This is a genomic window from Dactylosporangium sp. CA-152071, assembly GCF_050936335.1.
Lineage (GTDB): Bacteria > Actinomycetota > Actinomycetes > Mycobacteriales > Micromonosporaceae > Dactylosporangium > Dactylosporangium maewongense.
In genome coordinates this window covers 5727805-5754266 of the sequence record NZ_JBNJMZ010000001.1, presented here as the reverse complement: position 1 = coordinate 5754266, position 26462 = coordinate 5727805, and the positions used below count along the sequence as shown (strand labels likewise).

The 26462-nt window shown below is 71.3% G+C and carries 19 protein-coding genes; 11 read left to right on the top strand and 8 right to left on the bottom strand.

What is annotated here, in order from left to right:
• Window positions 1-48 precede the first annotated feature (48 nt).
• Together ACQEVZ_RS25715 and ACQEVZ_RS25710 are read left to right on the top strand one after the other, a co-directional pair.
• Window positions 49-4416 carry a HAMP domain-containing protein gene (locus ACQEVZ_RS25715; RefSeq protein ID WP_344508211.1) on the top strand — a complete coding sequence of 1456 codons (4368 nt, stop codon included), beginning with the start codon at window positions 49-51 and terminating at the stop codon, window positions 4414-4416.
• Window positions 4417-4448: 32 nt separating this feature from the next.
• The gene (locus tag ACQEVZ_RS25710) at window positions 4449-5048 is read left to right on the top strand and encodes a response regulator (RefSeq protein ID WP_344508209.1); all 600 of its coding nucleotides are present in this window, start codon (window positions 4449-4451) and stop codon (window positions 5046-5048) included.
• On the opposite strand, the gene ACQEVZ_RS25705 is transcribed toward ACQEVZ_RS25710, so the two are convergent.
• Window positions 5014-5343: an STAS domain-containing protein gene (locus tag ACQEVZ_RS25705; protein ID WP_360566448.1), complete on the bottom strand. Its 330-nt coding sequence runs from the start codon at window positions 5341-5343 to the stop codon at window positions 5014-5016. The two genes, ACQEVZ_RS25710 and ACQEVZ_RS25705, sit on opposite strands and share 35 nt — an antisense overlap.
• A gap of 101 nt (window positions 5344-5444) precedes the next feature.
• Here ACQEVZ_RS25705 and hemL point away from each other — a divergent pair, with 101 nt between their 5' ends.
• Genes hemL through ccsB form a run of 6 tightly spaced genes read left to right on the top strand, consistent with a single transcriptional unit; the run spans window position 5445 to window position 11313 of the window.
• Window positions 5445-6785, top strand: coding sequence for a glutamate-1-semialdehyde 2,1-aminomutase (gene hemL / locus ACQEVZ_RS25700; RefSeq protein WP_354889508.1), 1341 nt, complete (start codon window positions 5445-5447; stop codon window positions 6783-6785).
• Complete coding sequence (locus tag ACQEVZ_RS25695; RefSeq protein ID WP_433370883.1) at window positions 6782-7432, top strand: histidine phosphatase family protein; 651 nt, start codon at window positions 6782-6784, stop codon at window positions 7430-7432. Before hemL ends, ACQEVZ_RS25695 begins: the two co-directional genes overlap by 4 nt.
• Entirely contained in the window at window positions 7429-7968 is a 540-nt protein-coding gene (locus ACQEVZ_RS25690) for a TlpA family protein disulfide reductase (RefSeq protein WP_433370880.1), read from the top strand. The genes ACQEVZ_RS25695 and ACQEVZ_RS25690 overlap by 4 nt, the downstream gene beginning before the upstream one ends.
• Window positions 7968-8720 carry a cytochrome c biogenesis CcdA family protein gene (locus tag ACQEVZ_RS25685; RefSeq protein WP_433370877.1) on the top strand — a complete coding sequence of 251 codons (753 nt, stop codon included), beginning with the start codon at window positions 7968-7970 and terminating at the stop codon, window positions 8718-8720. Before ACQEVZ_RS25690 ends, ACQEVZ_RS25685 begins: the two co-directional genes overlap by 1 nt.
• On the top strand, window positions 8717-10273 hold the full coding sequence (gene resB, locus ACQEVZ_RS25680; RefSeq protein ID WP_433370874.1) for a cytochrome c biogenesis protein ResB: 1557 nt from the start codon (window positions 8717-8719) through the stop codon (window positions 10271-10273). Before ACQEVZ_RS25685 ends, resB begins: the two co-directional genes overlap by 4 nt.
• On the top strand, window positions 10273-11313 hold the full coding sequence (gene ccsB / locus ACQEVZ_RS25675) for a c-type cytochrome biogenesis protein CcsB (protein ID WP_433370871.1): 1041 nt from the start codon (window positions 10273-10275) through the stop codon (window positions 11311-11313). The genes resB and ccsB overlap by 1 nt, the downstream gene beginning before the upstream one ends.
• Window positions 11314-12497: 1184 nt before the next feature.
• Here the strand turns inward: ccsB and mqnP are convergent.
• Complete coding sequence (gene mqnP / locus ACQEVZ_RS25670; protein WP_433370867.1) at window positions 12498-13400, bottom strand: menaquinone biosynthesis prenyltransferase MqnP; 903 nt, start codon at window positions 13398-13400, stop codon at window positions 12498-12500.
• Window positions 13397-14857, bottom strand: a complete 1461-nt coding sequence (locus ACQEVZ_RS25665) for a menaquinone biosynthesis decarboxylase (protein ID WP_344508962.1) — start codon at window positions 14855-14857, stop codon at window positions 13397-13399. The genes mqnP and ACQEVZ_RS25665 overlap by 4 nt, the downstream gene beginning before the upstream one ends.
• Before the next feature lie 72 nt (window positions 14858-14929).
• Here ACQEVZ_RS25665 and ACQEVZ_RS25660 point away from each other — a divergent pair, with 72 nt between their 5' ends.
• Window positions 14930-15562 carry a UbiX family flavin prenyltransferase gene (locus ACQEVZ_RS25660; RefSeq protein ID WP_344509361.1) on the top strand — a complete coding sequence of 211 codons (633 nt, stop codon included), beginning with the start codon at window positions 14930-14932 and terminating at the stop codon, window positions 15560-15562.
• Here the strand turns inward: ACQEVZ_RS25660 and ACQEVZ_RS25655 are convergent.
• A complete protein-coding gene (locus ACQEVZ_RS25655) occupies window positions 15525-15752 on the bottom strand; it encodes a BldC family transcriptional regulator (protein WP_344508964.1) in 228 nt (75 codons plus the stop codon). The genes ACQEVZ_RS25660 and ACQEVZ_RS25655 overlap by 38 nt on opposite strands.
• Before the next feature lie 187 nt (window positions 15753-15939).
• Between ACQEVZ_RS25655 and ACQEVZ_RS25650 the strand changes: the two genes are divergently transcribed.
• A complete protein-coding gene (locus ACQEVZ_RS25650) occupies window positions 15940-16386 on the top strand; it encodes an Lrp/AsnC family transcriptional regulator (protein ID WP_344508966.1) in 447 nt (148 codons plus the stop codon).
• Here the strand turns inward: ACQEVZ_RS25650 and ACQEVZ_RS25645 are convergent.
• The 4 genes from ACQEVZ_RS25645 to ACQEVZ_RS25630 all read right to left on the bottom strand — a co-directional run bounded on the left by ACQEVZ_RS25645 (window position 16383) and on the right by ACQEVZ_RS25630 (window position 24970).
• Complete coding sequence (locus ACQEVZ_RS25645) at window positions 16383-16988, bottom strand: putative glycolipid-binding domain-containing protein (RefSeq protein WP_433370862.1); 606 nt, start codon at window positions 16986-16988, stop codon at window positions 16383-16385. The genes ACQEVZ_RS25650 and ACQEVZ_RS25645 overlap by 4 nt on opposite strands.
• A gap of 73 nt (window positions 16989-17061) precedes the next feature.
• Window positions 17062-18366 carry a DEAD/DEAH box helicase gene (locus ACQEVZ_RS25640; protein ID WP_360566526.1) on the bottom strand — a complete coding sequence of 435 codons (1305 nt, stop codon included), beginning with the start codon at window positions 18364-18366 and terminating at the stop codon, window positions 17062-17064.
• An 83-nt stretch (window positions 18367-18449) separates the two neighbouring features.
• Window positions 18450-23243, bottom strand: coding sequence for a hypothetical protein (locus ACQEVZ_RS25635; RefSeq protein WP_433370859.1), 4794 nt, complete (start codon window positions 23241-23243; stop codon window positions 18450-18452).
• Window positions 23244-23461: 218 nt separating this feature from the next.
• On the bottom strand, window positions 23462-24970 hold the full coding sequence (locus ACQEVZ_RS25630) for a C40 family peptidase (protein ID WP_433370856.1): 1509 nt from the start codon (window positions 24968-24970) through the stop codon (window positions 23462-23464).
• 316 nt (window positions 24971-25286) lie between these two features.
• On the opposite strand from ACQEVZ_RS25630, the gene mqnE reads away from it, so the two are divergent.
• Complete coding sequence (gene mqnE, locus ACQEVZ_RS25625; protein WP_360566418.1) at window positions 25287-26456, top strand: aminofutalosine synthase MqnE; 1170 nt, start codon at window positions 25287-25289, stop codon at window positions 26454-26456.
• Window positions 26457-26462 lie beyond the last annotated feature (6 nt).

Sequence of the window (26462 nt, the reverse complement as noted above, 5' to 3'; positions counted from 1 at the left end):
GACGACGATGGGTGGACACCGCCTGCCCCCGAGACCGGTGGAGACGTCATGACCACAGTCGAAGAAGTCACCCAGAAGAGTCCCGAGACGCTGCTGCTCGAGGAGCTGTCCACCGGGCTCGACCGGTTGGCGTCGGGCGACCTGAAGTACCGGCTGAGCCGCCGCGACGGCCTGCCCGGCGAGGTCGTCGAGCGCTTCAACCGGCTCGCCGAGCTCAAGCTGCGGCACACCCGCGAGGTCATGCGGATCAGCCGGGTCGTCGGCCGCGAGGGCCGCATGACCGAGCGCCTCGACGAGGAGGGCTTCGAGGGGGCGTGGCTGGACCGCATCCACGCGGTCAACTCGCTGATCGACGACCTGGGGCGGCCCACCACGGAGATCGCCCGGGTCATCGTCGCCGTCGCCGAGGGCGACCTCTCGCAGCAGCTCGCGCTGGAGATCGACGGCCGACCGCTGCGTGGCGAGTTCCTCACCATCGGCCGCACGGTCAACACGATGGTCGACCAGCTGTCGTCGTTCGCCGACGAGGTCACGCGTGTGGCCCGCGAGGTCGGCACCGAGGGCAAGCTGGGCGGCCAGGCGCAGGTGACCGGTGTCGCCGGCACCTGGCGCGACCTCACCGACTCGGTCAACTCGATGGCCGCGAACCTCACCGGCCAGGTCCGGTCGATCTCCACCGCGGCGACCGCGCTCGCCCGCGGCGACCTGTCGCAGAAGATCACGGTGACGGCCAAGGGCGAGGTCGCCGAGCTCGCCGAGACGATCAACTCGCTCGTCGACACGCTGCGGATCTTCGCCGAGCAGGTGACCCGCGTGGCCCGCGAGGTCGGCACGGAGGGCAAGCTCGGCGGCCAGGCGGACGTGCCGGGTGTGGCAGGCACCTGGAAGGACCTCACCGACAACGTCAACTCGATGGCGTCCAGCCTCACCGGCCAGGTCCGGAACATCGCCCAGGTCGCCACCGCCGTGGCCCGGGGCGACCTGTCGCAGAAGATCACCGTCGTCGCGCAGGGCGAGATCCTCGAGCTCAAGGACACCGTCAACACGATGGTGGATCAGCTGTCGTCGTTCGCCGATGAGGTCACGCGTGTGGCCCGTGAGGTCGGCACGGAGGGCAAGCTGGGCGGTCAGGCGCAGGTGACGGGCGTTGCCGGCACGTGGCGGGACCTGACGGACAACGTGAACTTCATGGCGTCCAACCTGACGTCCCAGGTGCGTAACATCGCGCAGGTCGCGACGGCGGTGGCGCGTGGTGACCTGTCGCAGAAGATCACGGTCGACGCCCGGGGCGAGATTCTGGAGCTGAAGTCGACGGTCAACACGATGGTCGATCAGCTGTCGTCGTTCGCCGATGAGGTCACGCGTGTGGCCCGCGAGGTCGGCACGGAGGGCAAGCTGGGCGGTCAGGCGCAGGTGACGGGCGTCGCCGGCACGTGGCGCGACCTGACGGACAACGTGAACTTCATGGCGTCCAACCTGACGTCCCAGGTCCGTAACATCGCGCAGGTCGCGACGGCGGTGGCGCGTGGTGACCTGTCGCAGAAGATCACCGTTGACGCCCGGGGCGAGATTCTGGAGCTGAAGTCGACGGTCAACACGATGGTGGATCAGCTGTCGTCGTTCGCCGATGAGGTCACGCGTGTGGCCCGCGAGGTCGGCACGGAGGGCAAGCTGGGCGGTCAGGCCCAGGTGCGCGGCGTCGCCGGCACCTGGCGGGACCTGACGGACAACGTGAACTTCATGGCGTCCAACCTCACCGCCCAGGTCCGTAACATCGCCCAGGTCGCCACCGCCGTCGCCCGTGGTGACCTGTCGCAGAAGATCACCGTCGACGCCCAGGGCGAGATCCTCGCCCTCAAGTCGACGGTCAACACGATGGTGGATCAGCTGTCGTCGTTCGCCGACGAGGTCACGCGTGTGGCCCGCGAGGTCGGCACGGAAGGCAAGCTCGGCGGTCAGGCGCAGGTGAAGGGCGTCTCCGGCACCTGGCGCGACCTCACCGACAACGTCAACTCGATGGCGTCCAACCTGACGTCCCAGGTCCGCAACATCGCCCAGGTCACCACCGCCGTCGCCCGCGGCGACCTGTCCCAGAAGATCACCGTCGACGCGCACGGCGAGATCCTGGAGCTGAAGTCGACGGTCAACACGATGGTGGATCAGCTGTCGTCGTTCGCCGATGAGGTCACGCGTGTTGCCCGCGAGGTCGGCTCCGAGGGCAAGCTCGGCGGTCAGGCCCAGGTGCGCGGCGTCTCCGGCACCTGGCGCGACCTGACGGAGAACGTCAACCAGCTCGCCTCGACGCTGACCACCCAGCTGCGGGCGATCTCGCAGGTGTCCACCGCCGTGACCCGCGGCGACCTGACCCAGCGGATCGCGGTCGAGGCGCTCGGCGAGGTCGCCGAGCTCAAGGACAACATCAACCAGATGATCGTCACGCTGCGCGAGACGACGAAGAAGAACGCCGAGCAGGGCTGGCTCGACTCCAACCTGGCCCGCGTCGGCGGCCTCCTGCAGGGCCAGCGCGACCTCGGCGAGGTCTGCCGCATGATCATGGCCGAGGTGACGCCGCTGGTCGACGCGCAGATCGGCGCGTTCTTCCTGGCCGGCGCCGACGCCGGGTCCGGCCTGCGGCTGCGCCTGGAGGCGTCCTACGGCTACATGGCGCCCGGCGCCGAGGTCAGCTTCGCGCCCGGCGAGGGCCTGATCGGGCAGGCGTCGCTGTCGCGCCGCGCGATCCGGGTCAGCGCACCCCAGGACGGCCGGCTCCAGGTCCGCTCCGGGGTCGCCGCGACCCCGCCCGCGGACCTCGTCGTCCTGCCGGTGCTGTTCGAGGGCGAGCCGCTCGGCGTCATCGAGTTCGCCGGCGTCGCCTCGTTCTCCGAGCTGCACCTGGCGTTCCTCGACCGGCTCGTGGTCACCATCGGCGTCGCGCTCAAGACGATCCTCGCCAACCGGCGGACCGAGGAGCTGCTGTCCCAGTCGCAGCGCCTCGCGCTGGAGCTGCAGGACCAGTCCGCGGAGCTCCAGCGCACCAACGCCGAGCTGGAGGAGAAGGCGACGCTGCTGTCGGAGCAGAAGGGCAACATCGAGAAGCAGAACCGCGAGATCGAGATGGCCCGCCTCGGCCTGGAGGAGAAGGCGCAGCAGCTGGCGCAGGCGTCGCAGTACAAGTCGGAGTTCCTCGCCAACATGAGCCACGAGCTGCGCACCCCGCTCAACTCGATGCTGCTGCTGTCGCGGCTGCTCGCCGACAACCCGGACGCCAACCTCACCGCGAAGCAGATCGAGTTCGCCGCGACGATCCACAACGCGGGCTCCGACCTTCTCGCCCTCATCGACGACATCCTCGACCTGTCGAAGATCGAGGCGGGCCGCATGGACGTGGAGCCCGGTGAGGTCTCCTTCGACGAGATCCGCTCGTACGTGGAGCAGGCGTTCGCCCCGCAGGCGGAGGACAAGGGCCTCGACTTCACGGTCGGCACGACCGAGGAGCTGCCGCCCGCGATCGTCACCGACCCGCAGCGCCTCCAGCAGATCCTGCGCAACCTGATCTCCAACGCGGTGAAGTTCACCGAGAAGGGCGCGGTCACGCTGTCGATCAGCGTCGCCACGCCCGACCTGCAGTTCTCGTCGCCGACGCTCGCCGGCGCGCGCCGGGTGATCGCGTTCGCGGTCGCCGACACCGGGATCGGCATCTCCAACGACAAGGTCGCGCTGATCTTCGAGGCGTTCCAGCAGGCGGACGGCACCACCAGCCGCAAGTACGGCGGCACCGGCCTCGGCCTGTCGATCAGCCGCGAGCTGGCCCGGCTGCTCGGCGGTGCGATCGGGGTCACCTCGGAGGTCGGCCGGGGCGCCGTCTTCACCCTGTACCTGCCGGACGTCATCGCGACCGAGGTCACCCAGACCGTGCACACCGTGCCGGCGCAGCCCCTGGCGCCGGTGCGCAGCCTGCCGCCCGGCCCGGCGATGCTGCGGGCGCTGCCGACCCCGGAGCGGCGCCCGACCGCGGCGGCGCATCAGCTCGACGGCGCGACCGTGCTCATCGTCGACGACGACGTCCGCAACGTCTTCGCCCTCACCAGCGCTCTCGAGCTGCACGGCATGACCGTCCTGTACGCCGACAACGGCGCCGACGGCGTGCGCGTGCTGTCGGAGCACCCGGGCGTGGACATCGTGCTGATGGACGCGATGATGCCCGACCAGGACGGCAACGAGACGACCCGGGCGATCCGGCGCAACCGGCGCTTCGCGAAGCTCCCGGTGGTGTTCCTGACCGCCAAGGCGATGCCCGGCGACCGCGAGTCGTCCCTGGCCGCCGGGGCGAGCGACTACATCACCAAGCCGGTCGATCTTGACGAGCTGCTTGACGTCATGGCCGCTTGGGTAAACGGGGAGGGTCGCGCGGTGTAGGTTGCTCCGAAACGGAAGAAAGGGGCGCGTCCTTGACTGGACCGGACCGGCCGGCGAAGGTGCTGCTCGTCGACGACCGGCGGGACAATCTCCTCGCCCTGGAGGCGATCCTGCAGGGGTTGCCGGTCCAGGGCGTCGCCGCCGAGAGCGGCGAGGAGGCCCTCAAGCACCTGCTGGTGGACGACTTCGCCCTGATCCTGCTGGACGCGCAGATGCCGACGATGGACGGCTTCGAGACCGCCCGGCACATCAAGCGCCGCGAGCGGACCCGGCACGTGCCGATCATCTTCCTCACCGCGGCCGACCGTGACTCGCATCTGGCGCTTCGCGGGTACGCTGCCGGCGCCGTCGACTACCTCACGAAACCCTTCGACCCATGGGTGCTCCGGGCGAAGGTGTCCGTGTTCGTCGAGCTGTGGACGAAGACCTCACAGCTCGCGGTGCAGTCCGAGCTGGTCAAGGCCCGGGACGGCGAGCTGCGGGCCGCCGGGGTCGCCGTCGACGAGGCCACCGCGCTGCTGAAGGCCGGGCTGGCGGCCGGCGGCGAGGTCGGCCGCTCGCAGGTGGAGAAGGCGATGGAGGCGCTGACCAGAGCCTTCAGGCAGGCTCCTGGATCATCAGTGCGCCCCTGAGGCCCGTGATGTCCAGGACGCGGATCAGGAACGCGCCGACGTTGGTCAGCACCAGGTAGCTCTGTGCCATGGTCGCCTTGCGGCTGAGGACGACGAGCGTGCCGAGGCCCTGCGAGTCGCAGAACGTCACGCCACCCATGTCGAGGACGACCCGCTGCGGGGCGTCGCCGCCGAGGATCTCATCGACGGTTGTCGCCAGCCGCTGGACCGTGGACATGTCGATCTCGCCCGCGAGCGATACCACGGTCTCGGTCGGCGCGCGCCGCACTGTGACGGAAAGCTCCGGTCGATCCACCCGCACAGCCTAACGTGGATCAGCGCCCGCAGTGGCGTCGGGCACAGGTCGCCCGGGGGCGGTCGGCGTCGCCTCGGGCAGGCTGTCAGAATGGGCAGGCTGTGACAGCTATTGACTCCGCCGGCCTCGGCCCCTACGCGGGTGACGCTCCGGCTTCGCAGGCACTGTTCGACCGCGCTCAGGCCATCGTGCCGGGTGGGGTGAATTCACCTGTCCGGGCGTTCCGCGCGGTCGGTGGCACCCCCCGGTTCATGGTCAGTGGCGAGGGCTGCTGGCTCACCGACGCCGACGGGCGACGCTATGTCGACCTGGTCTGCTCGTGGGGGCCGCTGATCCTCGGCCACGCGCATCCCGAGGTGATCGGTGCGATCACCGCCGCGGCCGCGCACGGCACCAGCTTCGGCACCCCGACACCGGGCGAGGTGGCGCTCGGCGAGGAGATCGTCGCGCGCACCCCGGTCGAGCAGGTCCGCCTGGTCAACTCCGGCACCGAGGCCACGATGAGCGCGCTCCGGCTCGCCCGCGGCTTCACCGGCCGGCCCAAGGTGGTCAAGTTCGCCGGCTGCTACCACGGCCACGTCGACGCGCTGCTCGCCGCCGCCGGGTCCGGGGTCGCGACCCTCGCGCTGCCCGACTCGCCCGGCGTCACCGGTGCGGCGGCGGGGGACACCATCGTCCTGCCGTACAACGACATCGCCGCCGTCGAAGCGGTCTTCGCCGCCGAGGGCGACCGGATCGCGGCCGTGATCACCGAGGCGGCCTGCGGCAACATGGGCGTCGTCGCGCCGCACGACGGGTTCAACGGCAAGCTCGCCGAGCTCGCCCACCGCCACGGCGCGCTGCTCATCCTCGACGAGGTCATGACCGGCTTCCGGGTCAGCCGGGCCGGCTGGGTCGGCCTCGAGCCCGTCGACGCCGACCTGTGGACCTTCGGCAAGGTCATGGGCGGCGGGCTGCCGGCCGCCGCGTTCGGCGGTCGCGCGTCGATCATGGCGCACCTCGCCCCGGCCGGCCCGGTCTACCAGGCCGGCACGCTGTCGGGCAACCCGCTCGCCTGCGCGGCCGGCCTCGCGACCCTGCGACTGGCGACCCCCGAGGTCTATGCGCAGCTCGACGCGACGGCGGCCACGATCGGCAAGCTGTCCTCCGATGCGTTGGCCGCGGCGGGTGTACCGCACACGCTCGCCACCGCCGGCAGCATGTTCTCGATCTTCTTCACGGCGCAGCCGGTGCGGAACTACGACGACGCGCGCACGCAGGACGTGGCGGCGTTCAAGGCGTTTTTCCACACCATGCTGTCCCGGGGTGTCTACCTGCCGCCCAGCGCCTACGAGTCGTGGTTCGTCTCCACCGCGATCGGCGCCGAGGCCCTGGACGTCATCTCGGCCGCCCTCCCGCACGCCGCCCGCGCCGCCGCGGCCGCCTCGGCGGGCCTGTCATGACGACGAAGACGATCGTGCACGTGTTGCGGCACGGTGAGGTGTACAACCCGGAGAAGATCCTCTACGGCCGCCTTCCCGGCTACCGGCTGTCGGAGCTCGGCGTGCAGATGGCCAAGGCCGCCGCCCAGGCCGTCGCCGAGAAGGACATCACCCACGTGGTGGCGAGCCCGCTGGAGCGCGCCCAGCAGACCGCCTCGCCGATCGCCGACCAGTTCGGGCTGCCGATCGCCGTGGACGAGCGGCTCATCGAGAGCGGCAACTTCTTCGAGGGCAAGCGGGTCGGCGCCGGCGACGGCGCGCTCCGCGACCCCCGCAACTGGTGGGTGCTGCGCGACCCGGTGACCCCGTCGTGGGGCGAGCCGTACACGGCGATCGCCTCGCGCATGTTCGCCGCGCTGATGGCCGCCAGGGAGGCCGCCGAGGGCCACGAGGCCGTGTGCGTGTCGCACCAGCTGCCGATCTGGACGCTGCGCCGGCACGTCGAGCGCAAGCGGCTGTGGCACGACCCCCGCAAGCGCGAGTGCAACCTCGCCAGCTACACCAGCTTCCACTTCGAGGACACGAAGATCGTCGGGGTGGCGTACAGCGAACCGGCCGCGCACCTCGTCGCCATGTCGCCGGGCGCGCGCGACGCGAAGGGTGCATGATGCGAGCTCGCCTCCTGTGGATCCTCGTCGCCTGCGTCTTCCTGGCCGCCTGCGACAGCGCCGCCCCGCAGAACGCCCTCAGCAGCCGCAAGATCGCTGTCTCCGACCGGGTGGCGGCGCCGGCGATGCGCGGCAACTTCATGGACCGCGCCGGCTCGTTCGACCTCGCCCAGCACAAGGGCGAGGTCGTCGTGATCAACTTCTGGGCGTCCTACTGCGCGCCGTGCCGCACCGAGGCGCCGGAGTTGGAGAAGGTGTACGACGCGACCAAGGGTGACGGCGTCGTCTTCGTCGGCGTGAACGTCCACGACCAGCGCGACCCCGCCGCCGCCTTCCTGGCCGACGTGAAGCCGTCGTTCGGCAGCATCTTCGACCCGCCGGGCGAGCTGCCGCTGAACTTCGCCGTGCCGCCCAACACGATCCCCGCGACGCTGGTCATCGACCGCGGCGGCCGGATCGCCGCGGTCATCCGCTCCCAGATCGACCAGAAGCTGCTCGAGCCGATCGTGCGCGACCTGGTCGCCGAGCAGGCCTGATGCTCCTCGCCGGCGTCTTCGACTTCACCACCAGCGGCCCGCTGGTCGGTGCGATCGCCGTCGCCGTCCTCGCCGGGCTGGCCAGCTTCCTGTCGCCGTGCATCCTGCCGCTCGTGCCCGGCTATCTCTCCTACGTCACCGGCCTCGCGGGCGCCGACCTCGACTCCGGGCAGCGCCGGGGCCGGGTCGTCGCCGGGGTCGCGCTCTTCATCGCCGGGTTCACGGCCGTCTTCGTCACCCTCATCGTCCTCGCGACCAGCGCCGCCATGCAGCTCATGGTCCACCGCCGGACGATCGAGATCGTCGCGGGCGCGATCGTCATCGTCCTCGGTCTGGCCTTCATCGGCCTGGTGCCGGGGCTGGAGCGGCAATGGCGGATCCAGCGGCTCCCGGCCGCCGGGCTCGTCGGCGCCCCCGTCTTCGGCGTCGTCTTCGCCCTCTCGTGGGCGCCGTGCACCGGCCCGACGCTCGCCGCGATGATCGCGCTCGGCTCCACCAGCGGCTCGCAGGCGCGGGCGGTGACCCTCGCCATCGCGTACAGCCTCGGCATCGGCCTGCCCTTCATCGCGGTCGGGCTGGGCTTCCAGCGGCTCATCGGCGTCATCAAGTTCATCCGCCGCAACAGCCGTTGGGTGACCCGCATCGGCGGCGCCCTGCTCGTCCTCGTCGGCGTCGCGCTCATCACCGGCGTCTGGCACTCGCTCATGATCGCCCTAACGGCCAACTTCGGGCCCGGATTGGTGCCGCTGTGACGCGCTGGCTCGTCTCCGTGTGCCGGCGCGCCTGGCGCCAGCTGACCTCGATGCGCACCGCGCTGGTGCTGCTGTTCCTGCTCGCCGTCGCCGCCATCCCCGGCTCGGTCCTGCCGCAGCGCAACGTGTCGCCCGAGCAGGTCCGGCAGTACCTGCGGGACAACCCCGACTGGGGCCCGACGCTGGACCGGTTCTTCTTCTTCGACGTGTACGCCTCGCCGTGGTTCTCGGCGATCTACCTGCTGCTCTTCACGTCGCTCGTCGGCTGCCTGGTGCCCCGCTTCCGGTCCCACTTCGCCGCGATGGTGCGCAAGCCCCCGCCGGCCCCGGCGCGGTTCTCCCGGCTACCCGCCTCTGCTGCTGACTTGCCCGTTTCATCCGTCCCTTCGGTTCTGAGTGTTCTGCGGCGCCGGCGCTTCCGGACCGTCGTACGGGTCTCGGGCGACGTCACCGAGATCAGCGCGGAGAAGGGGTACCTCAAGGAGACCGGCAACCTGGTCTTCCACTTCGCGCTGCTGTCGCTGCTGATCGGCGTCGCGTACGGGTCGTGGTTCGGCTGGCACGGCAACCGGCTGCTCATCCAGGGGCAGGACTTCGCCTTCTGCAACACCCTGCTCAACTACGACGAGCACGCCCTCGGCGCCCAGGTCGGCGAGGGTGACCTGCCCCGCTTCTGCGTGCGGATGGACAAGTTCGCCGCCACGTACCTCGACAACGGCCAGCCCGTCACCTACAAGGCCGACGTGACCGTCACCGAGCGGGGCCGCTCCTCCAAGCACGTGCTGCAGGTCAACGACCCGCTGCGCCTCTCAGGCGCCAACGTGTCGCTGCTCGGCCACGGGTACGCCCCCCGGCTGCGCTACACCGACAAGTACGGCAAGACGCACGAGCAGGTCGCCGCCTTCCTGCCCAAGGACGGGATGCTCACCAGCGACGGCGTCGCCACCTTCCCGGACGTCAACCTGAACCCGTCGACCGGCACCCGCGACGAGAAGGCCCAGATCGGCTTCTCCGGCGTCTACCTGCCCACCCTGCCGTCCGACCCCTCGGTCGCGTCGTCGGCCTTCCCCGCCGAGAACGACCCGCGTCTCATGCTGCAGGCGTACCGCGGCGTCCTCGGCTTCGACGCCGGCGCGCCCCTGTCCGTGTACACGCTGGACCAGCGCCAGATCGACGCGAAGCGCCTCAGCCCCTTCGGCGACCCGATCATGCTCAAGCCCGGCGACAAGGGCACCCTCCCGGACGGCACGACGGTCGAGTTCCTCGGCACCGAGCAGTGGATCAGCATCTCGATCCGCCACGACCCCGGCCAGCCGATCGTCCTGGGCGGCGCGGCCGCGCTGCTGCTCGGCCTGCTGGGCTCCCTCACCGGCAAGCGCCGCCGCGTGTTCTTCCGCATCACCCCGACCGGCATGTCCGCGGGCGGCCTGCCGCGCGGCGACTACCCGGGCTTCGCCGAGGAGTTCGAGTCCATCGTGGCCGCGGTGACCCCTGCCGCCACTGTGCCGGACCAGGTGGCGCAGACTGACGCTGACGTCAAGGAGGTCGTTTGATGGGTGGGTTGTCCAATCAGCTGCTGGTCGTCACGATCTTCAGCTACGTCCTGGCCATGCTGGCGTACGCCGTCGAATACGCGTTCGGCGCCCGCAGCATCGTCGGCCAGCGCGCGCTGATAACTGCTGGCGCCCCAGCGGTCGAAGCCATCCCGGTGGCCGCGGCGGCTTCCACCTCTTCCGCGCTTTCCCCTTCTTCTCCGGCCTCCTCTTCCCCTTCTCCCGCTTCCCTTTCCTCCGCTGACATTTCCGATTTTTCGGATAAGCCGGACTCTTCGGGTTCGGGTCTTCGGTGGGCGGGCGTCGCGGCCGTCGGTCTCACCGTCCTCGGCTACCTGGCCCACGTCGGCGCCCTGGTCACCCGCGGCATCGCCGCCGACCGCGCCCCCTGGGGCAACATGTACGAGTTCGTCATGACCGCCACCCTCGTCGGCGTCTCCGCCTGGCTGGTCGTGCTGTTCAAGTGGCGCAACCTCCGGCACCTGGGGCTCTTCGTCACCCTGGTCGCGTCCCTCCTGCTCGCGATCGCCGGCATGACGCTGTACGTCCGGGTCGGCCCCCTGGTCCCCGCGCTCCAGTCCTACTGGCTCGTCATCCACGTCGGCGCCGCCTCGATCGCCTCGGGCGTCTTCCTCGTCGGCTTCGTCGCCGCCGCCATGCACCTGATCCGCACCGGCCACGACCAGGGCAAGCGCAACTTCCCGTACAGCCTCGGCGAGCGCATCCCCCAGGCCGACGCCCTCGAACGCGTCACCTTCCGCGTCCACGCCTTCGCCTTCCCCATCTGGACCTTCGGCGTCATCGCCGGCGCCATCTGGGCCGAGGCAGCCTGGGGCCGATACTGGAACTGGGACCCCAAGGAGGTCTGGTCCTTCATCGCCTGGGTCGTCTACGCCTGCTACCTCCACGCCCGCTCCACCCCGAGCGTCAGCCGCCGCGTCACCTCCTGGATCGCCGTAGTCGGCTGGCTGACCATGCTCGTCAACCTCTTCGGCGTCAACCTCGTCGCCAGCGGCCTCCACTCCTACGCCGGCGTCTGACCCTCACCCCACCACCGCCTCACACCGCCACCCTGCCCACCGCCACTTGATCGAAGTCCAGTTCTGGCGGTCATGCCGACCAGTTCGGTCCTTGGATCATCACGCTGACGGGCGCCAGTCCGGTGGATGCCGCAGAGGGATGGCCCGTCCGCTGGGCAGTCGGGTGTCTGCCGCGCGGGTGCGGGTCGGCCGGCTCTGGGTCTTCGCTGCGGTGCCACCCGCCGATGTCTGGTCCTGTTCGGTCGGCGTCGCGCTGGTGTGATCCAAGGATGGTTCCGGCGGTCATGACGGCCGGTCCGGTCCTTGGATCATCACACTGACGGGCGCCAGTCCGGTGGATGCCGCAGAGGGGTGGCCCGTCTGCTGGACAGTCGGGTGTCGGCCGCGCGGGTGCGGGTCGGCCGGCTTTGGGTTTTCGCTGCGGTGCCACCCGCCGATGTCTGGTCCCGTTCGGTCGGCGTCGCGCTGGCGTGATCCAAGGATGGTTCCGGCGGTCATGATGACCAGTTCGGTCCGTGGATCACCACGCTGCTGGACCCCGGGTCGGTGGAATGCCGCAGCGGTGGACGCCGCGGCGGGCGGCAGCGGCGGCGGGCGGCAGCGGCGGCGTTGCCCGCCTCAAACCGGATCGGCCGCGGTCGGCCGTCGTTGGGGCGGGGTCAGCTGCTGGAGCTGACGATGCTCGGGTTGGCGGCGGCGTCAACGTGAGTGCCAACTGCCTACGGCTGCGCGAGGTCCCATGCCTGATGCCCGTGTCCGACGTCTGCGCGGAACGTCGACACCTGCATGCGACGCCGACGTGGACGCTGACGTCCTTGCGAAGGCCTCGCGCCGGACGCCTGACGTCTGCGGGAACGTCAACGTCAAACGCGAAGGCCCGCGCAAACGCTCAACGACTGCGGAAAACACCAACACGGATGCCTGACGCCCACGGCTGCGCGAGGGTCCATGCCTGATGCCCGTGTCCGATGCCGGCGTGGAACGTCGACGCCTGCGGCCGATGCCGGCGTGGAACGTCGACGCCTGCGGCCGATGCCGGCGTGGACGCTGACGTCCTTGCGGAGCCACGCGCCCGGCGCCAGTGACGTCCGTGGGAAGGCTTCCGTCCGACGGACGTCGGGACGTCAGTGTCCGATGTGGGTGCCAGGCGTCGACGTGGGCGGGGTCGAGGTTGGTGAGATGGGTCAGGGGCGGAGGCCGCCTAAGACGGTCAGGTCGAGGAGGGCGAACACGAAGAGTGCGATCCCCACGAAGCCGTTGGCGGTGAAGAAGGCTCGGTTGACGCGGGACAGGTCGTCGGGGCGGACGATGGCGTGCTCGTAGATGAAGGCGACGGCCGTGGCGGCCAGGCCGATCCACCACAGCCAGCCGAGGTCGACGAGCTGGCCGAACCACACGAACAGGCCGAACGTCACCACGTGGGCGGCGCTGGACAGGTGCAGGGCGAAGGGGACGCCGTAGCGGGAGGGGACGGAGTGGACGCCGATCTCGCGGTCGACGGTGGCGTCCTGGCAGGCGTAGATGAGGTCGAAGCCGCCGATCCACAGGCCGACCGCGGCGCCGAGCACCCAGGCGGGGCCCGAGCCGCGCAGGTCGCCCGTGACAGCGAGCCAGGCGCCGACCGGGCCGACCATCTGCGCCAGGCCGAGCAGCGCGTGCGGCCAGTTGGTGAAGCGTTTGCCATACGGGTAGAGGACCAGCGGCACCACGGCGAGCGGGGCGAGGACCAGACACAGCCAGTTGAGCAGAGCGGCGGCGCCGAGGAACACGACGAGGGCGACGGCGGCGCCGGTCCACGCGGTGCGGACGCTGACGGCGCCGGTGACGAGCTCGCGCTGGGCGGTGCGCGGGTTACGGGCGTCGATGTGGCGGTCGATGATCCGGTTGGCGGCCATGGCGAACGTGCGGGCGCCGACCATCGCGATCGTCACCAGGAGCAGATCGGCCCAGTTGACGTGGCCGCCGTGCACGGTCATCGCGGTCAGCGCCGACAGATAGGCGAACGGCAGCGCGAACACCGAGTGCTCGATCGCGACGAGCCGCAGGAAAGCCTTGACCCGGCTCGGGGGTGCCTCAGCGAGCGTCACTTGAACCCATACTCTCTCCAGCGCTTGTCGACCCGCGCCACGACCTCGGGGGACATGATCATCTCTTCCGGCCAGCCGCGATGGTAGCCCTCCGACGGGCCCTTGCGGGTCGCGTCGAGGCCGGCCTTGCCGCCCCAGAACTGCTGATAGGACGAGTGGTCGAGGTGGTCGACCGGCCCCTCGGTGATCAGCAGGTCGTGCTTGTAGTCGACGTTGCCGAAGGCGCGGAAGGCGACCTCGGCGTAGTCGTGCACGTCGCAGTCCTCGTCGACGACCACGATCAGCTTCGACAGTGACAGCAGGTGCGCGCCCCAGATGGCGCTCATCACCTTCTGCGCGTGCTTCGGATAGCGCTTGCGGATCGACACGATCACGCAGTTGTGGAACACGCCGGCCGCGGGCAGGTCGTAGTCGACGATGTCGGGGATCATGATCTTCAGCAGGGGCAGGAAGATCCGCTCGGTCGCCTTGCCGAGGCCCAGGTCCTCCTGCGGCGGCTTCGACGTGATGATCGAGTGGTAGATCGGCTGCTTGCGGGTCGTCATGCACTCGACGTGCAGCACCGGGAAGTCCTCGACCGGCGTGTAGAACCCGGTGTGGTCGCCGAACGGCCCCTCGGGCAGGCGCTCGCCGGGCTCCAGATAGCCCTCGAGCACGATCTGCGCATTGGCCGGCACCTGCAGCGGCACGGTCAGGCAGTCGACCATCTCGACCCGCTCGCCGCGCAGGAACCCGGCGAACAGGTATTCGTCGATGTCGGACGGCAGCGGGGCGCTCGCCGAATAGGAGACGACGGGGTCGGCGCCGATGGCGATCGCGACCGGCAGCCGCTGCCCGAGCCGCTCGGCCACCGCGTGGTGCGCGGTCGAGTCCTTGTGGATCTGCCAGTGCATGCCGAGCGTGTTGTGCGAGTGCTGCTGCAGCCGATAGAGCCCGAGATTGCGCTTGCCGGTCTCGGGGTGCTTCGTGTGGGTCAGCCCGAAGTTGTGGTAGATCCCCCCGTCGTCGGGCCAGATCTGCAGGCCGGGGAGCCGGTTGAGGTCCACCTGGTCGCCCTTGTAGACGACCTCCTGGCAGGGCGCGGTCTTCACGTGCTTCGGCGGCACGGCCTTGAGCTGCAGCAGCTTGCCGATGCCGTCGCGGATGCCCGCCCAGCCGACCGGCAGCTCCGGCTTGACCAGCGACCCGATGCGCTCGCCGACCTCGTCGAGATGGGAGACGCCGAGCGCCATCGCCATCCGCCGCTCGGTGCCGAACAGGTTGATCGCGACCGGCATGTCGCCACGTGTCGGCCGGTCGAACACGAGCGCCGGCCCGCCCGCCCGGACGGTCCGCGTGACGATTTCGCTGATCTCCAGGTGCGGGTCGACGGGTGCGGACACGCGATGCAGCTCACCTGCCCGCTGGAGGTCGGCGAGGAAGGCGTTGAGGTCTGCGTACGGAAAGCCGCGTGCCATGCCCACCATCCTGCCAACCCGGTATGACACTTTCCGAGCGGGCTGGTCAGTTGTGGCAGAGTTGACCGCGTGGTGGATCAGCGCAGGCCGTGGGTCGTCGGGGTGTCCGGGGCGTCCGGCACGCCATACGCGGCCGCGGTGATCCGGGCGCTGTTCGACGCGGGCGAGGCCGTCGACCTCGTCGTGTCACGCGCCGCCCGGCTCACGATCCTCGACGAGACCGGTGCGCCCTTCCGTGACGCGCACTGGAAGGACGACCTGGCCACCTGGGTGGGGCAGGAAGCGACAGGAGCAGACGTCGCCTACTGGCCCGCCGGTGATCTCGCCGCCGGTCCAAGCAGCGGGTCGTACCAGGTCAAGGGCATGCTCGTCGTGCCGGCGAGCACCGCGGCGTGCGCCGGCATCGCGATCGGCCTCTCCAAGGACCTGCTGCAGAGGGCTGCCGAGGTCAACCTCAAGGAGCGCCGTCCGGTGGTCGTCGTCCCGAGGGAGACCCCGGTGACCCGCAGTCACCTGGAGCACCTCATCGCCCTGCATGACGCCGGCGCCGTGGTCCTCCCCGCCAGCCCCGGCTTCTACTCGGCCGGAGCGGCGGCCACGGCCGCCCAACTCGTTGACTTCATCGCCGGCAAGGTCCTCGACGCTGCCGGCGTCACTCATACCTTGTTCACTCGTTGGTCGGGTGAACTCGGCCATTCCCGTTAGAGGTGTCGTCGAGCGTCTCGTCTCCTTCGAGCAGTGCCCGCACCTCGGATTCCCGGAACCGCCGGTGTCCCCCCGGGGTTCGGATGCTGCTGATCCGGCCGGCCGCAGCCCAGCGTGTCACCGTTTTGGGGTCGACACGAAACAAGGCGGCGACTTCGCCGGGCGTCAGCAGACGATCTCCCGTCTCCACGGCCCCTCCTTAACCCATGGGTGGCTCGATCGGGCCCGCGCACCCCCATGCGGCAAGCTGAAAGCACGAGTCATCCTGGGATGTACGCCCATTACAGCACCGCTAGCGTGCCGTGTCCGGGAAACGAGGAAATCGCACGTGTTGGGTAATTAGCTGTGCTAAAACCCTGACCATTAGGCTGGACGCGATGGATGCGATCGATCGACAACTCATCGACCTGCTTCGAGACAACGCCCGGCTTCCATACGCGGAGCTGGCCCGGAAGGTGGGCCTGTCCGCGCCGGCCGTGCACGAACGCGTCGGCAAGCTCGAGTCGTCGGGGGTCATTCAGGGCTACCGCGCCGAGATCCACCCGGAGGCCATGGGGCTGCCGCTGACCGCCATCATCGGCATCGTGCACGACAGCAACGGCGACACCGACGACATCCTCGAGGCCCTCCGCGAGCACCAGGAGATCGAATCCTGCTACTTCATGGCGGGCGAGGAATCGTTTCTGTGCAAGGCGCGCGTGAAGACGATCGGCGACCTGGAACGGCTCATCATCGACCTCAACCGCGTCAAAGGCATCGCCCGCACGCGCACGGCGATCGCCCTCTCCACGAAGTGGGAAGGCCGCACCCAGCCCCCGGCCTAGGCCAGCGTCGCAAGCCCCGGATAGTCGACCACATAACCGTCCGTGTCCAGCTCCAGCTCGGCCGTGAAACCCTCCGAGGAATAGCGGACCCGTCGGCCGGGCAGCACCTCGTACACCTGCTGCAACGGCAACACGGCCAAGCTGGGCAGCAGGACCCACGCCGCCTCGATCGTCGCCACCGTGCCGGGCTCCGCGCGGTGCAGGCCCAGCCTGCGCACCGGTAACGTGTTGGTCAGCGGGGAGTTGTAGAGGTCGACGTCGAGCACCTGATGCAGCCGGTCGGGCTCCTCGATGCCCGCGAACGGCGCCGTCGGCAGCACCCCCTCCAGATCGCCCTGCTCGCCAGTGGTGACCCGCCACCGGCCCGCGGCCCGCTCCATGCGCAGCGTCCGTCGCCAGCCCGCACCCTCGGCCGTCACCTCCAGCCGCGTGCTCGCCCAGCCCTCGTCGGTGTGCAGGTCATATCGGCACGAATACAACGCGTTGTCGGCGGCGAACGCCGTGCCCTTGGCGTAGAGCCCGCGGCGATCGTCGAGCGTGACGAACTCGCCGCCTGTCGTGTCGGTCCGCTGCCACGCGAACGCCCGAGGAAGCACCGTCATGCGTCGACGCTATCCGATGGGTACGACAAAAAGGCGGTCCGCACCATACGCGGACCGCCCTTGTCGTCAGCGACTAACGCCGTGGACGACGATCATGGTCGTGATTCGGCCGCCGGGCCGGACGACCACCGTGCGACGGGGCACTGCGCTGGATGCGCACCGGCACACCGCTCGGCTGCCGAGCGCCCGTGACCTCGGCCAACGCCGGGTCGCCGGCCCGCACCCGCAGCTCGGTCGGGGTGACCCCGGCCTTCGCGAGCAGCGCCGCCGCCCGCCGCCGCTGCCGTGGCAGCACCAGCGTCACGACCGTCCCCGCGGCCCCCGCCCGTGCGGTCCGCCCGGCACGGTGCAGATAGTCCTTCTGGTCACGCGGGAGGTCGACATGTACGACCAGCGACACGTCATCGATGTGGATGCCACGCGCCGCGACGTCGGTCGCCACCAGCACGTTGCACGTGCCCTCTTTGAACTCGGCGAGCGTGCGCGTGCGCACCCGCTGCGTCTTGCCGCCGTGCAGGGCACCGGCCCGCACGCCGACGGCCGCGAACTGCTCTACCAGCTCGTCGACGGCCATCTGCGTCTTCACGAAGAGGATCGTGCGGCCCTTGCGGGCGGCGATCGACGCGGCGATGGCGAACTTGTCATTCGGCGGGACCAGCAGCACGTGGTGGTCCATGGAGCCGACAGAAGCGGTCGGCGGCTCGATCGAGTGCGTGACCGGGTCGACCAGGAAGCGCTTGACCAGCGAGTCGACGTCCTTGTCGAGCGTCGCGGAGAAGAGCAGGCGCTGGCCGCCGGCCGGCGTCTGACCGAGGATCTCGGTGACCTCCGGCAGGAAGCCCATGTCGGCCATCTGGTCGGCCTCGTCGAGCACGGTGACCTCCACCGCGTCGAGCCGGCAGACCCCGCGCTTGATCAGGTCACCGAGGCGGCCGGGCGTCGCGACGAGCACGTCGACCCCCCGCTCGAGCGACCAGATCTGCCGGTCATACGGCACGCCGCCGACGGCGGTCTTGCAGAACAGGCCGAGCGTCTTCGCCAGCGGCGTCAGCGCGTCGTTGACCTGCATCGCGAGCTCGCGCGTCGGCACGAGGATCAGCGCCTTCGGCGCATGCGGACGGGACCGCCCGCTCGCCGCCAGCCGGGCCAGCAGCGGCAGGCCGAACGCGAGCGTCTTGCCCGAGCCGGTGCGCCCCCTGCCCAGCACGTCACGGCCCGCGAGGACGTCTGGGACCGTCGCTGCCTGGATGGGGAACGGATCGGTGATGCCCTGGTCGGCGAGTGCGCGCACCAACCTGGCGGGCAGACCGAGGCCGGCGAAGCCCGGCTCATCGGTGGATTCGAAGATGGAGGGGAACGAACTGGGGTCAGCGAGCAGCAAGGAGCTGGGACCTTCCGATTGGAGACCCTTCAGCTTATCCGATCTCGCTCACCGACCCCGCGTCGAGGTGTCGTGCCTCACTATTTCTGCGGTACGCCGCTGAACATGTCCTCCATGAATGACTTGGAGAACGTGACAGCGAGGTAACCGCCCACCACGAGCACCACCACGATGACCGCGATGATGACCATGACTTTCAGGTTGCTGGATCGGGCCGGCTCGTCGTCGTCCTCGTCCGCTTCCTGCGTGCCTTGACTCAAGATGTGCCCGGTCAGCGAGCCGGAGTTCTCCAAAGGACTGCTGCCGCCGTCGGCCGAGGCTGTTGTCACCGGGGTGACACCTTGCCCGCCATAGACTGTGCCCGCAGAGCCGCGATGGTTCCGAGCCCATTTTCCGTAGCTTTCCGCCGCGGGCGAAGGGCCCGCGTCGCTCACCACCTGGGTCTCGTCGGACGCAGGCGGGGGGATCGCGGGCGGCTGCTGATGCGGCGGAGGAGACGGGTTGGCGGGTGCGCCGCTCGACGGGTAGACGGCGCCGGGCGTCCTGTCGTTGGACGGCCGGTCGTCCCGCTCGGGACCCGTCGACGGCGGCTCGGACGGGGTCCAGGCGGGCGCGCCCCAGCCCGTCTGCTGCAGCGGGGGCAGCTCGGGCTGGGCGGTCGGCACCGAGTAGGCGGGCGGCCCGTCGGAGGAAGGCGGCGGCGCCCAGCCCTGCCCTGAGTCCGGCGATGACGGAGGCGGCGCCCAGGCAGAAGCCGCGGGCGCGGCAGGAGAGGAGGGAGCGGAGGACGCAGACGGCGCGGAGGGGTCTGCGGCCGGCGCGGCCCAGCTCGGCGCGAACGGCGCCGACACCGAGTCAGCGGCCGGCGGCGGTGGCGTCCAGCCTGACGCCTGCCCACCGGGAGCCCAGCTCGGCGGCGCCGACACCGGCGGCGTGGAGTCCGACGGGCTCGCCGAGGGGATGGAGAAGGCCGGCGGCGATGAGACCGGCGGCATGGAGTCTGACGGTGACGCTGATGGCATGGTGTACGACCCAGCCCCCGAACTAGGTGGCGCAGAACTCGGCGGCGTCGACTGTGACGGCGTCGCGGACGGCATGGTGAACGATCCGGACACAGCGCCCGGCAAGGAGACCGGCGGCATGGAGTCCGACGGTGATGCTGATGGCAATGTGTACGACCCTGCCCCGGAGCTTGGTGGCGCCGAAGCAGGCGGCTCCGACGCCGGAGCCCCGTAGGCGGGCGGCGCGAACGGCGGAGTGCCCGCACCCGGCCCACCCGCCGCCGGCGGCGGTGCGAACGCGGGTGGGGCGAACGGCGGGCTGCTGGAGGCCGGTCCGCCCGAGGTGGGCGGCGCGAACGCGGGCGGCGTCGAGTCCGACGACGGCGGCGCGAACGCCGGCGGTGCCGACGCTGGTGCGCCGAACGCCGGTCCGCCCGAGGTGGGTGGTGCGAACGCGGGTGGGGCCGAGGCCGGTCCACCTGAGGTCGGCGGTGCGAACGCGGGCGGGGCGAACGGCGGGGTGCTGGATGCCGGTCCGCCCGAGGTGGGTGGTGCGAACGCGGGCGGGGCGAACGGCGGGGTGCTGGATGCCGGTCCGCCCGAGGTGGGTGGTGCGAACGCGGGCGGCGTCGAGTCCGACGACGGCGGCGCGAACGCCGGCGGTGCCGACGCTGGTGCGCCGAACGCGGGTGGGGCCGAGGCCGGTGCGCCGGAGGTGGGTGGTGCGAACGCGGGCGGTGCCGAGTCAGATGACGGCGGTGGGGCGAACGCGGGTGGGGCGAACGGCGGGGTGCTGGACGCTGGCCCGCCCGAGGTGGGTGGTGCGAATGCGGGTGGGGCCGAGGCTGGTGCGCCGAACGCGGGTGGAGCCGAGGCCGGTGCGCCGGAGGTGGGTGGCGCGAACGCGGGCGGTGCCGAGTCGGACGACGGCGGCGGGGCGAACGGCGGGGTGCTGGAGGCCGGTGCGCCCGAGGTGGGTGGGGCGAACGCCGGTTGAACCGGGGGCGCCTGCCAGGAGGGTGCCGGGGGAGAGGAGACCTGCTCGCCCGTCTGGCCGGTGCCTGGCTGCCAGGCCTGAGCGGCCGGCGGCGGGGCCCAGCCCTGGCCGGGTGGGGCGGCCCAGCCCTGCTCGCCCGGTGCGGCGGCGGGCTGCTGGCCCTGCGGCTGCTGCCAGCTGGGCTGGGCGGGTGCCGGCGGCGCGGCCCAACCCTGCGCGGGCGGGGCTGACGCCGGCGGGGCGGACCATCCCTGCGCGGGTGGGGCCGGGGGCTGGCTTGGCGTTCCGTAGGTGTTGGGCTGGCCGGGCGTGCCGTGCTGGGGGGGCTGGCCGGGAGCGCCGTATTGACCTGCGGGGCCGGACTGCCCGTGCTGAGGCGGCGTGCCGTACTGACCCGCGGCGCCCTGCTGGCCGGGCTGCGGGGCACCCCACTGACCAGGCTGGGCCGGGGCGCCGTGCTGTCCCGGAGCGCCGTGCTGTCCCGGAGCGCCGTGCTGACCAGGAGCACCCGGATGCCCCGGAGCGCCGTGCTGACCAGGAACACCGTGCTGGGCCGGGGTGCCGTACTGCCCGGGCTGGGCGGGCGTGCCGTACTGGCCCGGCGCACCGTGCTGGGCGGGCGTGCCGTACTGGCCCGGGACGCCGTACTGGCCGGGCTGGGCCGGGGCGCCGTGCTGGGCCGGGGCGCCGTGCTGACCAGGAACACCCTGCTGGCCGGGAGCGCCGTACTGGGCAGGGGTGCCGTACTGGCCGGGAACGCCGTATTGACCCGCCGGGCCGGTCTGGCCGTGCTGCCCGGGGGTGCCGTACTGCGGCGGGGGCTGGTAGGCCGGGGGCTGCTGGGCAGGGGGGCCGTAGCCGCCGGGGGTGGGTTGGGCCGGGGGAGCCTGCCAGGGCTGCTGCGCCGGGGGCTGGGTCCAGCTCTGGCCGGGCGGGGTCGACACGGGCTGCTGGCCAGCCAGCCACGGCTGCGCAGGGGCCGGCGGCTGCTGCGGTCCGGCAGGCGGCTGCGGTACGCCGGCGGCCGGCTGGGCCCAAGCGGGCGCCCCGTCCTGTCCGGGGGCAGCGGCCGCGGGCTGGCCGGCGTCGGAGGTGCCCCACGGGTGCTGGGAGGACGGCGTCGTGTACGGCGTGGGCGCCTGGAACGGCGACGGCGGCTGCGGCCCTGGCCCGGGGAACGGCGGCGACGGCGCGGGTCCGGGGCCCGGGACCGGGGACGGCTCAGGCACGGGGAACGGCTGCGGCGTCGGCTCCGGTTCCGGCACGGGAGCGGGCTCGGGCGCAGGGGGAGTCGGCGGGTACGGCGTCGGGATCGGCTCGGGCTCCGGCGCCGGCGGGAACGGTGCCGGCTCCGGCGTGGGCACGGGCTCCGGACTCGGGAACGGCGACGGCTCCGGGCCGGGGAGCGGCGACGGCTCCGGCCCCGGGATCGGGTCGACAGGCGCCGCGGCAGGCGAGGCGTCCTGACCAGCGGCGGCGAAGGCGCCGGAGGGAGAGGCGCCCGGACCGGCCATGGACTGGGGCAGGGCCATGGAGGTGCGGTACACGGTCGGGGTGGCGGCGGCGCGGGCGGCCTGCTCGGCCTCCTCGGCGGTCACCGAGTGGGCGCCGGGCACGGAGGCGCTGGCCCGGGCGGCGACCACGGCGGCGGCGAACGCCCCGGCGACCGGCAGCACCACCGGAGCGGAGGAGACCGGAGCGGACGAGCCGGGCGCCATCAGCGGCTCGGCGGGCACGTCGACGACGGGCCGGTCGATCGGCGCGAGCACAGGCTCAACGGCGGGCTCGGCTACGGCGGCCGGAGCAGGCTCGGCGGCGGGCGGGAACGGCAGGGACGGCCGCTGCACCGCGAACGGATGCACCACCTGCGGCTCCGACACCGGCGCCTCAGCAGCCGAACCAACAGGTGAACCAGAAGGTGAATCGCCGGCAGCGGGTGAATCGGAGGACGAGGGTGCGCTCCACGGCAGCGCGAACGCGTCCCACGACGACTCCGGCAGCGGCCGCGGCGCCCGCGCCCGGCTCGGCAGCGGCGGCAACGATTCCTCAGACGAACCAGCGACCGGCGAACCAGCGGGCGAGTCGGCCGGCGAACCAGGGGCCGGCGACACCGGGTCCTCGATCGACGCGGCGGGAGCCCCGAAGCCCGACACCGGAACCGGCGCGAACGGCGGCGCCGCCACGTCCGAGGACTCCGGCTCCGCGGGGTGGATTCCGGAGTACGGCGTGGACTCGCCGGGCGGGGGACCGTACGTCCCGGCGACGGAGTCGAAGCTCGGCAGCTGGAACGCCGGCGGCTCGGCGGAGAGCGCGGCGGCGATCACGTCCGCCTCGGGCTCGGCGCGGCGGCGCGGCCCGTCGGGACCGGCCGGCCGCTGGTCGGGCGCCTCGTTCAGCGAGCCGCTCGGCGCGGGGCTCAACCCGGCGTCCACACCGGTGCTGGCGGGGCCCAGGCCCGCGGGGCTCACGCCGGCGTCCAGGCCTTCGGGGGTGTCGGGCGCCTCGGACAGCCCGTCGGACGCGGGCACGGTGGTGTCGGTCGAGTGGAACGCCGCGACCATCGCCGCGACCTCCGGGTCGTCCTCGTCGTCGTCGGCGTCCGCGAACGGGTCGCCGCCGGGCCAGAGGGCGCCGTCGGTGGGGGTGGGCGGGAGCTCGTACGCCGCGTCAGGGACCACTTCCTCCGGCGTGTCCGGCGGCAGGTCGGCGCCGACCGGTGGTGGCGGCGGCAGCGGCGGCAGGTCGTCGAGTGCTTCCGCGTCGGTGCCGGCCGCCGGGTTCGTGGCCTGCGGCTGCGCGCCGGGCGGGAAGCCGAACGGGGAGCCGGCCCGCACCCCCTCGTCGCGTGCGCCGTCCCGTGTCTCCCGCTCGTCCATTGCTGCCCTCCATGACCGTGCCCTGCCCGGGCGTCGTCGCGCTTCCGGCGTGCCCCCACCGCCGGTCACGCGTCCACGGTGCCACATCGAGTCACGGAACGCTGGACCGGACCTCGGTCGGGTTTTAGATCATCCGCCTGCGCGGACGCCGGATTTGTTGGGAAACGAACGGACCGGCCACGGGAGACCCCGTGAGCCGGTCCGGTGGAACAGGTCGCTCAGTTTCCTGACGCGGACGCCGTGGTCTGCGCGGTCGTGCTGGCCCCGGCGGCGGACGGCTTGAGCGCCGACTTCGAAGGCGCCGCGGCGCTGCTGGCCGGCGTGCTCGGCGGCTGCGTCGTGTCCTCGGGCTTCGGCGCCGGCGAGGGCGCCGAAGCGGACGTCGACGCGGAGGCCGATGCGGTCGCGCTCGCCGAGGCGGACGCGGAGGCCGTCGCGCTCGCCGAGGCGGACGCGGTCGCCGAGGCCGTGGCCGACGCTGTGGCCGACGCGGTGGCGGATGCCGTCGCCGTCGCCGACCTGGTCGCGCTCGGCGTCGCGTTCGGTGCCCGCACCGCGTCGAAGATCCGGGTGGCGCCGAAGAAGCGCGACCACTTGACCTGCCCGATCTTCACCTTGTCACCCGTGGTCGGCGCGTGCACCATCTTGCCGCCGCCGACGTAGATGCCCATGTGGTAGATCGAGCGCCAGTCGCTGGAGTCGCTGGCGAAGAACACCAGGTCGCCCGGGAGCAGCTGGTCGCCGAGGGTGCGCTTGGTCGCCTGGATCGCGTGGGTGCCGTGGTACATGTCGTTGGCGACCCGCGGCACGCGGACCCCGACCTGCCCGTAGGACCAGTAGGCAAGCCCCGAGCAGTCGAAGGTGCTGGGGCCTTCGTCGCCCCACACGTACCAGCTGCCGATCTTGCCAAGTGCGTAGTTCAGCGCCTGGAGGGCCTTCGGGTTGGCGACCATGCCGTCGACCGGCACGTTGTCCACGGTGCCGAGGACCTGCTCGGCGGCCGCGTCCTCCGCGGCGATCCGCAGGACCGCCGCCTCGTTGTCGGCCTTGAGCTTCTGGAACTCGGCGTCCTTGATCCTGAAATCGGAGTCCAGCGGCACGAACGTGCCCTGCGCGGCGAGGTAGGTCGACTGGGCCAGCTCGTACTGCTGCTTGGCGGCCGCCTCCTCCTGCTCGGCGCGCAGCAGGCCACGGGCGTCCTCCTGGCTGCCCGGCTGCTGACCGAGGCCCGGGGCGAGCAGGCCGAACTGGTGCAGGTTGTGGGCATAGCCGTCGAGCGGGCCGAGACCCGTCGCGCGCTTGTAGGCCTCCGCGGCGGCCGAGTCGGCCCGGCTGCGCAGCTCGGTGACCTGGTCGGTGGCCAGCCGCAGCTTGTCCTGGGCGTCGGAGGCCGCGGCCTGCGCGGTTTCCAGGTCGATCTGTGCCTGGAGCCGTTTCTGCCCGAGCGTGCTGACGGCGACCTCGAGCGTGGCGAGCTGGGTGGCGAGCGGGCCGCGCTGCGTCGTGGTGCTCCCACCGACGGGCACGGGCGTGCCGGTGCCCGTCTGCCCGGGCATGAGGAGCGTGCCGGCCGCGATCGGCCGCGAGCCCGTGTCGGGGATCGCGCCGCCCGGATCGGCGTACACGGGCCGGGGGACCAGCGAGCACAGCAGCGTGCACACGATCGTGGCGACGAACATCCTGCCGCGCCGGCCGGTCGAGTGCTTCCCGCGCTGTCTGGGGGTCATGGCCGCGACCTGCGCGGACCCCTCTGCTTGGGCAGGCGGGACCCACTCGTCGCCGGGATAGCTCGCCGCTCTCAGTACCAATCCGTCCATGCCACCGTCCCCAGTCGGTCTGCCCGCCATTGGTCGATCAGGATCGATCGATCAGTCGGTCTGCCGCCCGACCGTGTTTCTGCCCACTTTTGTTTACCTCACGGAAGCAATCAGCGTCGAGAGCTGATCAATGTCAGCTTGCTCGCGATGAGGTGAACAGAGAGATGAACACCGCACTGGCGCCCGGGCCTCTTCCCCGCCGGACGGGCCGACGTACGCTGGCCTCGTGGATGCAGGTGTGAAGCGTGAACTCGAGGCCAAGGTCGTCGCCGGCGAGCGGCTGAGCAGGGAAGACGGCATCGCTCTGTATGAGAGCGACGATCTTGTCTGGCTCGGGAAGCTGGCGCACCACAAGCGCACCGAGCTCAACGGCGACCGGGTGATGTTCAACGTCAACCGGCACCTCAACCTGACCAACGTCTGCTCCGCCAGCTGCGCATACTGCTCGTTCCAGCGCAAGCCGGGCGAGAAGGACGCCTACACGATGCGCATCCACGAGGCGGTCGCCAAGGCCAAGGAGATGGAGGACGAGCAGCTCACCGAGCTGCACATCGTCAACGGCCTGCACCCGACCCTGCCGTGGAAGTACTACCCGAAGGTGCTCCGCGAGCTGAAGGGCGCGCTGCCCGGCGTCAAGCTCAAGGCGTTCACCGCCACCGAGATCCAGTGGTTCGAGAAGATCAGCGGCCTGCCCGCCGACGAGATCTTCGACGAGCTGATCGACGCCGGCCTCGAGTCGCTGACCGGCGGCGGCGCGGAGATCTTCGACTGGGAGGTCCGCCAGCACATCGTCGACCACGCCTGCCACTGGGAGGACTGGTCCCGCATCCACCGCCTCGCCCACAGCAAGGGCCTGCGGACCCCGTCGACGATGCTCTACGGCCACATCGAGGAGCCCCGGCACCGGGTCGACCATGTCATGCGCCTGCGTGAGCTGCAGGATGAGACGGGCGGCTTCACCGTCTTCATCCCGCTGCGCTACCAGCACGACTTCGTCGACTCCGCCGACGGCAAGATCCGCAACAAGCTGCAGGCCCGCACGAAGATGGCCTCACCCGCGGAGTCACTCAAGACCTTCGCCGTGTCGCGGCTGATGTTCGACAACGTGCCGCACGTCAAGTGCTTCTGGGTCATGCACGGCCTGTCCGTCGCCCAGCTCTCGCTCAACTTCGGCGTCGACGACCTCGACGGCTCGGTCGTCGAGTACAAGATCACCCACGACGCCGACAGCTACGGCACGCCCAACACGATGCACCGCGAGGACCTGCTCCACCTGATCTGGGACGCCGGCTTCCAGCCCGTCGAGCGCAACACGCGGTATGAGGTCGTCCGGGAGTACGAGAAGCCGACGCCCCTCGCCGCGCGCCGGGCGGAGCCGCAGCAGGTCTGGGCGTAGAACGAC

Coding starts and splice junctions, on each gene's coding strand:
- ACQEVZ_RS25715 (WP_344508211.1), top strand. CDS start 49: ATGACCACAGTCGAAGAAGTCACCCAGAAGAGTCCCGAGACGCTGCTG.
- ACQEVZ_RS25695 (WP_433370883.1), top strand. CDS start 6,782: ATGACGACGAAGACGATCGTGCACGTGTTGCGGCACGGTGAGGTGTAC.
- ACQEVZ_RS25690 (WP_433370880.1), top strand. CDS start 7,429: ATGATGCGAGCTCGCCTCCTGTGGATCCTCGTCGCCTGCGTCTTCCTG.
- ACQEVZ_RS25685 (WP_433370877.1), top strand. CDS start 7,968: ATGCTCCTCGCCGGCGTCTTCGACTTCACCACCAGCGGCCCGCTGGTC.
- ccsB (WP_433370871.1), top strand. CDS start 10,273: ATGGGTGGGTTGTCCAATCAGCTGCTGGTCGTCACGATCTTCAGCTAC.
- ACQEVZ_RS25665 (WP_344508962.1), bottom strand. CDS start 14,857: ATGGCACGCGGCTTTCCGTACGCAGACCTCAACGCCTTCCTCGCCGAC.
- ACQEVZ_RS25650 (WP_344508966.1), top strand. CDS start 15,940: ATGGATGCGATCGATCGACAACTCATCGACCTGCTTCGAGACAACGCC.
- ACQEVZ_RS25645 (WP_433370862.1), bottom strand. CDS start 16,988: ATGACGGTGCTTCCTCGGGCGTTCGCGTGGCAGCGGACCGACACGACA.
- ACQEVZ_RS25635 (WP_433370859.1), bottom strand. CDS start 23,243: ATGGACGAGCGGGAGACACGGGACGGCGCACGCGACGAGGGGGTGCGG.
- ACQEVZ_RS25630 (WP_433370856.1), bottom strand. CDS start 24,970: ATGACCCCCAGACAGCGCGGGAAGCACTCGACCGGCCGGCGCGGCAGG.